Consider the following 12,821-nt stretch of genomic DNA (forward strand, 5'->3'; position numbering starts at 1 on the left):
GCATCAAAGCTCCTTGCGGATGTCGACAAGCCTCAGAAGCGCCCAGACCCCGCCCAGAACGGCGACGAGCAGGATGACCGCATTCGCCGCGGCAAGTGGAAACTGCAGAAACTGCATCTGCGTCTGGATGACCTTACCCACCGATGCGATCTGCTGACCGCCCATGATGCCGATGGTCAGGAAATCCCCCATCACCACGGTCACGACGAAGATCGACCCGATCAGGATGCCGGGCTTTGCCAGCGGGAGGATGACAAATGCCAGCGTCTGGAACCCGGTGGCACCGGCGTCGCGTGCCGCCTCGATTAGGGCGCGGTCGATCCGCATGAGCGAATTGAAGATCGGCACCACCATGAACAGGGTATAGAGGTGGACCATCGCCAGGATCACCGCAAAATCGGAGTAAAGCAGCCCTTCGAGCGGGGTGTCGATCGCACCCATGAAAAGCAGGGTCTGGTTGACAAGCCCGTTGCGGCCCAGAAGCGGGATCCATGAAATCATGCGGATCACGATGGAGGTCCAGAACGGGATCGTGCAGATGATGAACAGGATTACCTGCACCTTCAGCGTGCGCACATGGAACGCAAGAAAGTAGGCGATGGTGAATCCGATCACCAGCGTCGCCGCCCAGACGATCAGGCCGAACTTCAACGTCGACAGATAGGTTCGAAAGGTCGTGCAAAGGTTTGGCAGATCGCGCAGGCAGCCGTAGAAGACATCGCCATAGTTCTGAGCGGTAAAGGCGGGTTCGATGGAATATTGCGTGTACTGCCAGAAGCTGACAAGGACGGTTGCGGCCAGGGGCAGCACGAAAAAGATCAGGAACACCAGCGCCATCGGCGCCGCCTGAAGGTACGGCGCGATGGCGGATCCCCTGCGGCGGCCCTTGCGGCGGCCGCGGGCGGCGGTCCGGCCGGTCCGGACCGCCGCATCGGTATCGGCGGCGTGGGTCACGCCGCGATGAACTCGTTCCACTTGCGAACCATGTACTGGTTTTCGTCCATGACGGCGTTCCAAGCGGCCACCGCCCCCATGCGCTCCTCATAGGAGCCGCCGTCGCGGACCGCTCCGGCTTCTTCCAGCAGGCGTCCGTCGGGGGACATGATGTCCTGTGCCGCGGCTTCGCCTTCGTACCAATACGCCCATTCGTAAGGCTCCATGAACTCTTTTGCGGTGTCCAGGACGGCGGCGTAGTAGCCCTGCTTGGAGAGGTGCGCGCCGGCCCAGCCCGACAGGAACCAGTTGATGAATTCATAGGCGGCGTCCTGTTTGCGCCCTTCGATCGTACGTGGCAGTCCGAAGCCGGACGCCCATGCGCGATAGCCCTCCTTGAGCGGTTGATAGACGCAGGGAATGCCCTGGGTGCGGACGGCGGTGACCGCAGGCGACCACATCGACTGGAGCACGACTTCGCCCGACGCCATCAGGTTCACCGATTCCTGGAAGTTCGACCAGAACGCCCGGAACTGGCCGGCGCGCTTGGCTTCGATCAGCGCCGCGATGGTGGCGTCGATTTCTTCGCGCGTCATGTTGCCCTTGTCGCCATAGGTGATGTCGCCGCGTGCCTGCAGCGCCATGGCCGCGTCCATGATGCCGATGGAGGGGATGTTGAGGATTGCGGTCTTTCCGGCAAAATCGGGATCGAGCAGCGACGCCCAGGAGGTGATCTCCTTGTCGATCAGGTCGGGACGCAGACCCAGCGTGTCGGCGTTGTAGGTGGTCGGGATCAGCGTGATCCATTCGGTCGGCTCGGCTGCGAAGGACGTCGCGTTCTGGCCTTCCAGATAAAGAACTTCATGCGGCGCGGTGCCGTCCCAGCCGACCTTCTTGCCGTCGACCGTGCCCTTGGCGATCACGCTGGCCAGATCGTCGATCCGGTCGATCCGGTTCGCATCCATGCCGATCATATTGCCCGAAGGGACAAGGTTGGGCAGCGAGAAATACTCCGAATCCACCAGATCGAAGGAGTTCGGCTGGGTGATGACGCGGCGCGGCACCTCGTCGGTGTTCACGGCGATATACTCGATGTCGATCCCCAGATCTTCGGACGCCCGCTCGGCTATGGCGGGCGACTGGTTCACGGCCGTCGAAAGATAGCGCAGCGTGACGCGTTCCTGGGCGTGTACGAAGGGCGCCGGGAACGCTGAGGTTCCGACCAGCGCGGCGGCGCCTTTCAGGACGCTGCGGCGGCTTGCCTTGGGTGCGTTCGCGGTATCGGTCATGGTGCTGCTCCTTGGTGGTTGTCCGTTGGGTGGGTCAGGCGTCCTGCGCGAGCGCGTGGACCGCGTCAGGGCGCCATCCGACGCAGACGCGTGCGCCGGGAGTGATGCGACCGTCGAAGAAGGCGCGTTCGCCCATCACGGCGGTCAGGGCCTCGCCGGCCTCTGTCTCGAGGGACAGGCGCACGTCCGGGCCGCGATACTCGACCTCCCGCACCACCGCGCTGTGTCCGCCGCCCGGCGCATCCGCAGGCCGAACCTCAAGCTCATCGGCCCGCACCGCGATCGTGCGTCCGCTGTCCTCTATGATATTGTGGCCCCCCATGAACTGAGCGACGAACCGATTGCGGGGGGCGTTGTAGATTTCGCGCGGCGGACCGGATTGCGCGATCCGTCCGTCCTTCATCACCACCACCAGATCGGCGAGGGCCATCGCCTCTTCCTGGCTATGGGTGACATGGATGAAGGTGATGCCCAGTTCGGCCTGTATCCGCCGCAGTTCGGACCGCATCCGCACGCGCAGGAACGGGTCGAGCGCAGAGAGCGGCTCATCCAGCAGCAGAACGGATGGCTCTGTCATCAGCGCCCGCGCCAGCGCGACGCGCTGTTGCTGCCCGCCGGAAAGCTGGTTGGGAGACCGGTCGGCGTAGTCTTCCATCGACACGAGCTTCAGCATCTCGTCCGCGCGGGCACGCCGATTGTTCCGGTCGACACCCTTCATGCGCAGCGAGAAGGCGACGTTCTCGGCAACGCTCAGATGCGGAAACAGCGCGTAGCTCTGAAACATCATCGCGGTTCCGCGCCGCGCCGGCGGGTCGTCGTTCACGACCCGATGCCCGACCACGATATCGCCATCGGTGACGTCCTCGTGCCCCGCGATCATCCGCAGCGTCGACGTCTTCCCGCAGCCCGACGGACCCAGCAGGCAGCAATAGCTGCCGGCCTTGATCTTCAGGCTGATCGCGTCAACGGCAACCGCGCTGCCATAACGTTTGGTGACTGCGGCAAGCTCCACCATCTGTGCCCTGGACATCTTCGATCCCCCGTTGCTGGCACCAGAAGGTTTGCCAACGCCCGGGTGCTCAAGGCCGGCAGGGCATCAGACGCCGATCTTTGCGCGCGATCCTTCGATGGGGATGGATTCGTTTGCAGGCGCGGGGCAGGTGACCAATAATTGGGCGCTCCGGAGCACGTACCGTCCGACAGCGGTGCAAGCCAGGAGCCGCCGAAGATCGCCGGTGGTCGTGAGCGGTTCTGGGACGGCCATCGACGTTCGTCCTGCCCGGGTGGATTTGCGAAAGAGCGGGTCGGATCCCGCGATCGGCTGAAACTGGCCGAACACCCCGCCGCACCCGACCCATCCGACCCGATACCGTTGCAGGAATGAGACATCGCGCGGAGGTTCCCGCGGCGGAAGATCGCAGCGGCCCGAACCGCGTCGTACCCTGGATCGGCGCGACATTTCAGCCGCCCGTTCTTGGAAGGAAAGCCAACATGACCAGGACCGCCATTCTTTATATTACAGCAGCCACCGCGGCCCTTGCCGGGCCGGCCCTTGCGCAGGATGGAGCGCGCATTTCTCAACTCGAAGCACGCATCGCCCAGCTGGAGGCCGCGCAGAACGGGGGTAGCGGCCCGAAACTCACGTTCGGCGCCGGCACGGCAACCGACGTCGAATTCTACGGCTACATCAAGACCGACTTCATCGCCGATTTCGGCGCCGAACTGGGCGACACGACGTTTCCGCTGGCCGCGCTCACCTCCGACGACAACGGCACCTTCTTTAACGCCACGGTGCGCCAGACCCGACTGGGGTTCCGCACCACCACGCCGACCGCCTTCGGCGACCTCGGCACCCAGGTCGAGATCGATTTCTACGGTCCGGACCAGATCGAGCCACGGATCCGGCACGCGACGGCAACGCTCGGCGGGTTCCGGGTGGGGCAGTATTGGACCACGTTCATGCCGATCGCGTCCTATCCCGTGACGCTCGACTTTCAAGGCGTCGCCGGGATCCCCTTCGCCCGGCAGGAAATGATCCGCTATACCTATGACGCCGGTGCCTTCGTCGGCGAAGTGGCGATAGAGGAATCCAACGCGGACAGCGACGATCCCGTCCTCATCGCGACGGCGGCCTACGACACGGATCCGCTGCTGGTGAAACTGGCCGCCCTCTACGGCACGGTAAACGCCCCGGACGGCACGGAGACCGACGTAAACGGTTTCAACCTGTCGGCCACGGCGAAGCTTTGGGAGGGCGGGACCATCGACGCCTCCTACACGAACGGCGACGGGATCGCCTCCTACATGGTGTTCGGGGGAAACAACCTAAACGCGGACGGCGATGCGATCGGGTTGCAGTCCGCATATATAGGCCTGTCGCAAGCGGTGAACGACAAGCTGACCCTGCGCGCGATCTACGGCTGGCGGGACAACGACGAGGGCGCCGACGACGATTTCGAGACCCTGACGTCGGTCCACCTCAACGCCCAGTATCAGCTGCTCGAAAACACCGTTGTCGGACTGGAATACTTCCACGGCACGGTCGACCGGTTCTCGGGCGCGACGTTCGAGGTCGATCGTCTGCAGGCATCGGTACAGATCGACTTCTGATCGGCCCCTCCAATGTGACGTCCGCGTTTTCCGCAGGCGTCGCGGACCGAACGTCCCAAGTGCGAGCGGGCCACTTGCCCGCCCCCGCGGCCGCCCGTCGGTGAAGGATCGAGACGGCGATGTGGCTTCGGGGGGCGGGGTACGAAGCCCGCGCGCCTCTCAGCCGTCCCGCGCGTTGCGGACCCAGGCGACGATCCGGCGACGGGCGTCTTCATCCATCTGGATCGCGTTCGGGGGCGGCATGGCGTGGCTGACTCCGGCCTGCAGGTAGATCTCTTCCGCGTGGCGCGCGACATCGGCTTCCGTCTCCAGATGAACGCCCTTCGGAGCCCAGCGGAGCCCGTTCCAGGCAGGTTCGCGCGCGTGGCACATCGAGCAGTTGCCGACGACCGTGTTATAGGCGTCGTCGAACCCCTCGGCCGACGCGAACTGCCGGTCGCGCGGCGTCATCTCGGCGGTGCCCAAAGCGTCGTAGTCCCCGTCCCAGGTCGAGGCCGTTGAGAGCCACGCCATCACGATGAACAGGACCGCCGTGACGCCCCAGGTCCACAAGGGCCCCTTGCCCGTTGCGTGCATGGTGTTGAAATAGTGCCGGATCGTCACTCCGGTCAGGAACACGAGGCTGGCGATGATCCAGGAGAACTGGGTTCCGAACGCCAGCGGATAGTGGTTGCTGAGCATCAGGAATATGACCGGCAGCGTCAGATAGTTGTTGTGGGTCGAGCGCAGCTTGGCGATCTTGCCGTATTTCGCATCCGGTGTACGCCCCGCCTTCAGGTCCGCCACCACGATGCGCTGGTTCGGCATGATCTGAAAGAACACGTTCGCCGTCATGATCGTGGCGGTAAAGGCGCCAAGGTGCAGAAGGGCGGCGCGGCCGGTGAAGATCTGGTTGTAGCCCCATGACATCGCTACGAGAATGCCGAACAACACCAGCATCAGTGCGGTCGGCCGCGTGCCCAGACGCGACTTGCAGAGCCGGTCGTAGGCAATCCATCCGATCGTCAGGGACCCCGCCGATATGACGATGCCCTGCCACAGCGCCAGATCGGCCTTCGTCGGATCCAGCAGGAACAATTCTCCGCCGACCCAGTAGACGATCATCAGGAGCGCCGCGCCAGAAAGCCAGGTCGTGTAGCTCTGCCACTTGTGCCAGGTCAGGTGCTCGGGCAGTTCCCGGGGCGCCACAAGGTATTTCGTGGTGTGGTAGAACCCGCCGCCATGCACCTCCCACTCTTCGCCCGACGCACCTTCGGGCAGGGTCGGAGACGGCTTCAGCATCAGGTCCAGCGCGATGAAATAGAACGATGCCCCGATCCAGGCCATCGCGGTGACGATGTGCAGCCAGCGGACCGCGAAGCCCACCCAGTCCCACATGATCGCCAAATCGTACATCGCGTGCTCCTTCCGACGGTCCGAACCGCGCCAGTCTAGGCGGCCGGTGTTTGTTCGGGTATCCTGCGGCGGTTCCAAGCTATATCAAAAAAAGCGGAAAGATGTCCTATCTCGACAACATCCGGACCTTCGTACGCGTCTATGAACTGGGCGGCATGTCGGCGGCGGGGCGCGACCTGCGGATTTCGCCGGCGGTGACGTCGTCGCGGATTTCGCAGCTTGAGGATCATCTGGGCGTGCGCCTGTTCCAGCGCACCACCCGCAGCCTTGCGCCGACAGAGCAGGGAAAGCTCTTCTACGATGGGGCCTGCAGTATCCTCGAACAGGTCGAGGCGGCGGAAGCGCAGGTCATGAACATCACCGAGCGTCCGCGCGGGCCCATCTATGTCGCGGCGCCCCTGGGTGTCGGACGGCGCCTGATCGCGCCGCAGGTGCCATTGTTCCTGGCCGAGTATCCGCAGGTGAACGTGCGGCTCCGCCTGACGGACCGCAGGGTGGACCTGACGACCGAGGGACTGGATCTGGCGTTTTTCCTGGGTCAGCCCGAAGACAGCACCCTGCGCATCCGCAAGATCGCCGATGTGGCCCGCGTCCTGTGCGCGTCGCCCGGCTATATCGCCCGCCACGGGCACCCCCGATCCGGAGACGAGATCGTGCGCGACCGGCACGAATGCCTTGGCCTGCGCTTTCCCGGAGCGACCGAATTCCGCTGGCCGCTGGTGACGGAGGCCGGGGTGAAGCGGTTCCAGACCGGCGGGCGCTACGAATGCGACGATGGGGACGTGCTGACCGACTGGGCCGTCATGGGTCATGGAATCGCGTTGAAGCCGGTGTTCGAGGTCGCCGAGCACCTCAAGACCGGGCGGCTTGTCGTGGTGGGTGAGGATACGCCGCCCGAACCGATCCAGATGGCCTGCCTTTTCACCCACAGGCGCCATCAGGATCCGAAAAACCGTCTGTTCATGGATTTCGTGATCGAGCGGATCGGAGCGGCCGTTCGGGACAGCGGCGCCGCCGGGCCGGTTCTTCAACTGCCGCGGTAGGTCGAGTACCCGAACGGCGAAAGCAGAAGCGGAACATGGTAATGTGCGGTTTCCGACATGCCGAAGCGGAGCGGGATGATATCCAGGAATTGCGGCTCTTGGGACACGGTGCCCGTCTGGTCCAGATAGTCGCCGGCGTGGAACAGAAGTTCGTAGGTGCCGGTTCGGAATTCGCCCTCGGGGAGGATATGTTCCTCCGTGCGCCCGTCCTCATTGGTCGTGAGCGTCCGGAGATGCTGCCGGGTCCCGGCCTCAAGACGGTAGAGTTCGATCTTCAACCCGGCGGCCGGGCAGCCGCGCGCGGTGTCGAGGACATGGGTCGTCAGATAACCGGACATGGGGCCCTCCGAGCCGAACGGGTCGTCGCATCAGAATAAGCGTCGAACGCCACGCGGGCGCAATCGGCGCAATGCAGAGGCTACTTCTCGAATTATTTGAAGATCAACCTCATTATTCTGCCTTATGGAATGTCCCATGATGAAGGAAGCGCACATGAACAGGTATCCGCGCGATATGACGGGATACGGAGCCACCCCGCCGCGGGCCAATTGGCCCGGCAGCGCCAGTATCGCCGTGCAGATCGTCCTGAACTACGAAGAGGGCGGCGAAAACAACATCCTTCATGGCGACCCCGCGTCCGAAGCGTTCCTGTCCGAAATCACCGGCGCCACGCCCTGGCCGGGCCAGCGGCACTGGAACATGGAGACGATCTACGAATACGGATCGCGCGCGGGATTCTGGCGCCTGCACCGCATGCTGTCGGACCTGCCGGTGACGGTCTTCGGCGTGGCGACCGCGCTTGCGCGCGCGCCTTGCCAGCTTGCCGCGATGAAATCGGCAGGCTGGGAAATCGCGAGCCACGGGCTGAAGTGGATCGAGCACAAGGACATGCCCGAAGCCGAAGAGCGCGCCCTGATCGCGGAAGCGATCGCGCTGCACACGGAGGTGACCGGCAGTCCGCCCCGCGGCTGGTATACGGGCCGCTGTTCGATCAACACCGTGCGCCTGGCTGCCGAAACCGGCCGGTTCGCCTATGTTGCTGACAGCTACGCCGACGACCTGCCGTATTGGGAGCATTTCGACGGGACCGACCAGCTGATCGTGCCCTACACCATGGACTGCAACGACATGCGCTTTGCGATCCAGGCGGGATTCACCAACGGCGACCAGTTCGAACGCCACCTGCGCGACAGTTTCGACACGCTCTATGCCGAAGGGCAGGGGGGCACGCCCCGGATGCTGTCGATCGGGCTGCACTGCCGCCTGGCTGGGCGCCCCGGGCGGGCCGCGGCGCTCAAGCGCGCGCTGGACCATATGCGCGGCCATGATGGGGTCTGGTTCGCCACGCGGCTGCAGATCGCGCAGCATTGGGCCGCGACACAACCCCCATCCCATCGCCCCCGCCCATCGCAGATGGACAGAGACACCTTCGTGTCGGAATACGGCGGGGTCTTCGAGCACAGCCCCTGGATCGCCGAGGAGGCGCACGGACTCGAACTGGGACCGACCCACGACAACGCCGCGGGCGTCCACCTGGCCCTCACCCGCGTGTTCCGGACCGCGGATGCCGACCGCCGGCTTGCGGTGCTCAACGCGCATCCCGACCTTGCCGGCAAACTCGCCGCCGCCGGACGCCTGACGGCGGAAAGCACCGCGGAACAGGCGGGGGCGGGCCTTGCCCTGCTCACCGACGCAGAGCGCACCGCGTTTCAGGAGCTGAACGCGCATTACGTGGAGAAACACGGTTTTCCGTTCATCATCGCCGTGCGCGACCACGACAAGCCATCGATCATGGCCGCCTTTCGCCGTCGCATCGACAACGACCGAGAGACCGAATTCGCTGAGGCCTGCCGACAGGTCGAGCGCATTGCAGAGCTGCGGCTGCAGGAGAAATTCCCGTGACCCGGCACATCCGGACCGAACCGCTGACCGCGGAGACCTTCGCGGCCTTCGGCGATGTGCTCGACGCGTCGGGGGCGCCGGACAGGACCATCAACGAAGGCCGCTGCCAGCGCTACCACGACAAGGCCCGGCTGGATTTCTCGGACGGCCGCGCGGGTGTCAGCATCTTCAAGAGCGAAACGGTCTCCCTGCCGCTGACGCTGACGTTGGTGGAGCGTCACCCGGACGGCAGCCAGGCATTTCTGCCGATGTCGTCCGACCCGTTCCTGGTCGTCGCCGCCGGTGATCGGGACGGCACACCGAAGACTCCGCGCGCCTTCCTCACCAGAGCGGGGCAGGGGGTCAATTTCCACCGAGGTGTCTGGCACGGCGTTCTGACTCCGCTCGGCGGTCCCGGTCTGTTCGCGGTCGTCGATCGCATCGGCGACGGCGCCAACCTCGACGAACATCGTTTTGCAACGGGATTCATCATCACGTCGGATTGAATCGCGCCGGGGGAGACGCCGGCGGACAACCGCAATGGAGAGGACACCATATGGATAACTCATCGATCGGGACGCCGGAGCAGCTCCGCGACCCCGACTTCACGCCGCCGATCTACCAGGCGATCCCGCTGGGTATCCAGCATGTCCTTGCGATGTTCGTCTCGAACGTGACGCCGGCGATCATCGTCGCCGGGGCCGCCGGCTTCGGGTTCGGCTCCGGCTCTGCCGACTTTCCCGAACTGCTCTACCTGATCCAGATGTCGATGCTCTTCGCCGGGGTGGCGACGCTTCTGCAGACGATCACCATCGGCCCCGTGGGCGCGGCGCTGCCCATCGTGCAGGGCACATCCTTCGCCTTCCTGCCGATCATGATTCCGCTGGTGGCCGGAAAGGGTATCGACGCGCTGGCGGCGCTGTTCACCGGCGTCGTCATCGGCGGCCTTTTCCACGCCCTGATCGGCACGTTCATCAAGAAGATCCGCTTCGCCCTGCCGCCTCTGGTCACCGGCCTGATCGTAACCATGATCGGGCTTGCGCTGGTCCGCGTCGGCATCCAGTACGCCGCCGGGGGCGTGCCCGCCATCGGCACCCCCGAATACGGGAGCCTTCTGAACTGGTCCGCGGCGATCGTTGTCGTCGTCGTCACGCTGCTCCTGAAGTTCTTTACCCGCGGGATGTTGGCGATCTCGGCGGTGCTCATCGGCATCGCGGCGGGCTATGTCTACGCCTTGCTGATGGGCATGGTGTCGTTCGGCGGCGACTTCGGCATCGCGGCCAGCTGGAACAACGCGTCGTGGTTCGCCCTGCCGCTGCCGTTCAAGTACGGGTTCGAATTCAGTGCCGCGGCGATCATCGGATTTTGCCTGATGGCCTTCGTGTCGGCGGTGGAAACCGTGGGCGACGTGTCAGGCATCACCAAGGGCGGCGCGGGGCGCGAGGCGACGGACACTGAGATCCAGGGCGCGACCTATGCCGACGGAATCGGCACCGCCGTGGCCGGGATCTTCGGCGGCTTTCCCAATACCAGCTTCAGCCAGAACGTCGGTCTGATCGCCATGACCGGCGTGATGAGCCGGCATGTCGTCACCTGGGGCGCGCTGTTCCTGATCCTCTGCGGGCTGGTTCCCAAGGTCGGCGGCGTGATCCGCACCGTGCCCATCGAAGTGCTAGGCGGCGGCGTGATCGTCATGTTCGGCATGGTCGTGGCGGCCGGCATCTCCATGCTGTCGGACGTGGACTGGAACCGGCGCAACATGGTGATCTTCGCGGTCGCCCTGTCGATCGGACTCGGGCTGCAACTCGAACCCGGCGCGGTTCAGCACCTGCCCGACTGGGCGGAGGTGCTGATGGTGTCCGGCCTGCTGCCCGCGGCGGTGATCGCCATCGTGCTGAACCTGGTGCTGCCCGACGATCTGACCGCCGAATCGGTCAAGGAAGTGTCCGGCGGCATGTCCGGCCACGGCACGGGACTGAAGGGAAAAGCCGAAGCGGGCGCGGCCAACGTCTGACCGCTTGCGGCCGAGCCGCAGGCGCAGGGCACGGGCCACATGCGGCTCGTGCCCCGCGCAGGAATTCAGACAGCAGGCAAAGATCCGATGATCGCTCATTCCGGTCGTCGCGGTATTCGTTGGCTTGCACTCATGCCGGCGCCGAACGTGTTCCAGACGGAACCTGGCAAACCTGCTCGCCGCTGGCCTGGAACGGTTACGCGACGCGGGTCCCCGGCGCGGCATCGGCGGTAGCGGAGCGGCGCAGATGCAGGCGACCTGCGGACAGTTCGTCGCGGAGGCGACGGAACGAATGTCACGACGTTCGGTATGGCGCAGAGCGTCCACTGTGCGGCCGAGCCTCGCCGAAAACCCCCGCTGGGCCGGAACTTTGGCCGTCCCGAGCTTCGCGGTCCCGTTGCGGGGTCAGAAAAAACCGACGCGCGACCGGTACGCCCGATGCGCGTCCGGGTATCGCCGCGCCAGCCAGCGGTCCTCGACCACGCTGGCATGGACCAGCGCGGCGCAACCGGCGGCGGCCGCCAGAAGCCCGCCGGCGCTGCCGCCCAGGATTCCCAGCCCGACAAGGCTCAGCACCTGTCCTGCATATTGCGGATGGCGGCGCGTGGCATAGGCGCCGGTCTCGACCAGCCCCACGTCCCAACCGCTGGTGCCCTTGAGGCCCAGGTCCCAGATCCCGCGCCCCTGCACCCAGAAGGACGCCAGCGTCAGACCTGCGCCGCCGATCCCCCAACGCAGCCAGACGTTCCAGCCCAGCGCGTTCCAGTCCGCCGACGCGCCGCGGATCAGCCCGACGTAGATCAGCGTCGTCAGCCCCCAGGCCCAGGCGGCCGTCAGCCATCCGCCCCGCGGCCAGATCCGCGCCCAGCCCCGATCCGACACGACCAGGATCACGCCCCAGGCTGCCGATGCCGCGAGAGAGGCCCAGATCCATCCGCTCACGCGCAGGCTCCTTGCGGGAAACGCTGCCTCTCGACGGGGGCGGGACCTGCCGACCTCATCCGGCTTCCATCTCGTCCAGCACCTGCCGCCACAAGCCGGGCTGCTGCGCGCCGGGCACTGCGTGGCGCTGTCCGACGATGAACGTGGGAACCCCGGTCACGCCCCGCTCCCGCGCGTGGGCGTCGCGCGCGGCGACATCCGCGCGATCCGCGGTGGTGCCCAGCAAGCGCAGCACCATGTCGCGGTCCATCCCGATCCGTTCGGAAAGGTCCGCCAGCACCTCCCGGTCGCCGATGTCCTCTCCGCGCAGGAAATAGGCGTCGAAGAGCTGGCTCACGGCGGCGATCTGGCGCCCCTCGATCCCGGCCCAGTGGATCAGGCGATGCGCGTCCAATGTGTTCGGAGTCCGGGCGATCCGGTCCCAGGCGATGTCCAGACCGGCCGCCTCGGCGGCCTCGATCACCGGGGCATAGGCCCGAAGGGCGCCGTCGCGGCCGCCGAACTTCGCCTCCAGATAGGCGCGGCGGTCCATGCCCTCCGGCGGCATGTCCGGGTTCAGCTGGAACGGATGCCACTCGATCTCGAACGGATGGTCGGGGCGTTCCGCCAGCACCACGTCCAGATGGGTCTTGCCGATATAGCACCACGGGCAGATCGGATCGGACAGGATGTCGAGTTTCATGGCTGGTCCGTCTCTCTCCCGTTGGCGCCTTT

12 protein-coding genes are annotated in these 12,821 nt (G+C 65.4%); 5 read left to right on the plus strand and 7 right to left on the minus strand.

The window, feature by feature from the left end:
- Positions 1-3: 3 nt before the first annotated feature.
- The 3 genes from KW83_RS04240 to KW83_RS04250 all read right to left on the minus strand — a co-directional run bounded on the left by KW83_RS04240 (position 4) and on the right by KW83_RS04250 (position 3,252).
- Positions 4-837, minus strand: coding sequence for an ABC transporter permease (locus tag KW83_RS04240; RefSeq protein WP_152563489.1), 834 nt, complete (start codon positions 835-837; stop codon positions 4-6).
- Positions 838-950: 113 nt separating this feature from the next.
- Positions 951-2,222, minus strand: coding sequence for an ABC transporter substrate-binding protein (locus KW83_RS04245; RefSeq protein WP_036175146.1), 1,272 nt, complete (start codon positions 2,220-2,222; stop codon positions 951-953).
- A 34-nt stretch (positions 2,223-2,256) separates the two neighbouring features.
- Positions 2,257-3,252, minus strand: a complete 996-nt coding sequence (locus KW83_RS04250; protein WP_036175149.1) for an ABC transporter ATP-binding protein — start codon at positions 3,250-3,252, stop codon at positions 2,257-2,259.
- A 461-nt stretch (positions 3,253-3,713) separates the two neighbouring features.
- On the opposite strand from KW83_RS04250, the gene KW83_RS04255 reads away from it, so the two are divergent.
- Complete coding sequence (locus tag KW83_RS04255) at positions 3,714-4,832, plus strand: DcaP family trimeric outer membrane transporter (protein WP_036175152.1); 1,119 nt, start codon at positions 3,714-3,716, stop codon at positions 4,830-4,832.
- 159 nt (positions 4,833-4,991) lie between these two features.
- Here the strand turns inward: KW83_RS04255 and KW83_RS04260 are convergent, their stop codons facing one another.
- Positions 4,992-6,227 (minus strand): urate hydroxylase PuuD, encoded by a 1,236-nt coding sequence (locus tag KW83_RS04260; protein WP_036175155.1) that lies wholly within the window; start codon positions 6,225-6,227, stop codon positions 4,992-4,994.
- Positions 6,228-6,328: 101 nt separating this feature from the next.
- Between KW83_RS04260 and KW83_RS04265 the strand changes: the two genes are divergently transcribed.
- Positions 6,329-7,270: a LysR family transcriptional regulator gene (locus KW83_RS04265; protein WP_036175158.1), complete on the plus strand. Its 942-nt coding sequence runs from the start codon at positions 6,329-6,331 to the stop codon at positions 7,268-7,270.
- On the opposite strand, the gene uraH is transcribed toward KW83_RS04265, so the two are convergent.
- Complete coding sequence (uraH, locus tag KW83_RS04270) at positions 7,255-7,608, minus strand: hydroxyisourate hydrolase (RefSeq protein ID WP_036175160.1); 354 nt, start codon at positions 7,606-7,608, stop codon at positions 7,255-7,257. The genes KW83_RS04265 and uraH overlap by 16 nt on opposite strands.
- Positions 7,609-7,762: 154 nt before the next feature.
- Between uraH and puuE the strand changes: the two genes are divergently transcribed.
- From puuE to KW83_RS04285, 3 genes are read left to right on the plus strand one after another with little or no spacing between them, the layout of a single operon-like run.
- Positions 7,763-9,172, plus strand: a complete 1,410-nt coding sequence (gene puuE / locus KW83_RS04275; protein WP_036175951.1) for an allantoinase PuuE — start codon at positions 7,763-7,765, stop codon at positions 9,170-9,172.
- Positions 9,169-9,657, plus strand: a complete 489-nt coding sequence (locus KW83_RS04280; protein ID WP_036175162.1) for an ureidoglycolate lyase — start codon at positions 9,169-9,171, stop codon at positions 9,655-9,657. The genes puuE and KW83_RS04280 overlap by 4 nt, the downstream gene beginning before the upstream one ends.
- A 50-nt stretch (positions 9,658-9,707) precedes the next feature.
- Complete coding sequence (locus KW83_RS04285) at positions 9,708-11,165, plus strand: uracil-xanthine permease family protein (RefSeq protein ID WP_036175165.1); 1,458 nt, start codon at positions 9,708-9,710, stop codon at positions 11,163-11,165.
- A gap of 405 nt (positions 11,166-11,570) precedes the next feature.
- Here KW83_RS04285 and KW83_RS19005 read toward each other — a convergent pair whose 3' ends face one another.
- Positions 11,571-12,107, minus strand: coding sequence for a methyltransferase family protein (locus tag KW83_RS19005; RefSeq protein WP_051928262.1), 537 nt, complete (start codon positions 12,105-12,107; stop codon positions 11,571-11,573).
- Between the two features lie 55 nt (positions 12,108-12,162).
- A complete protein-coding gene (locus KW83_RS04295) occupies positions 12,163-12,789 on the minus strand; it encodes a DsbA family oxidoreductase (RefSeq protein ID WP_036175168.1) in 627 nt (208 codons plus the stop codon).
- Between the last annotated feature and the right edge of the window lie 32 nt (positions 12,790-12,821).

This window comes from Palleronia rufa (assembly GCF_000743715.1).
Lineage (GTDB): Bacteria > Pseudomonadota > Alphaproteobacteria > Rhodobacterales > Rhodobacteraceae > Palleronia > Palleronia rufa.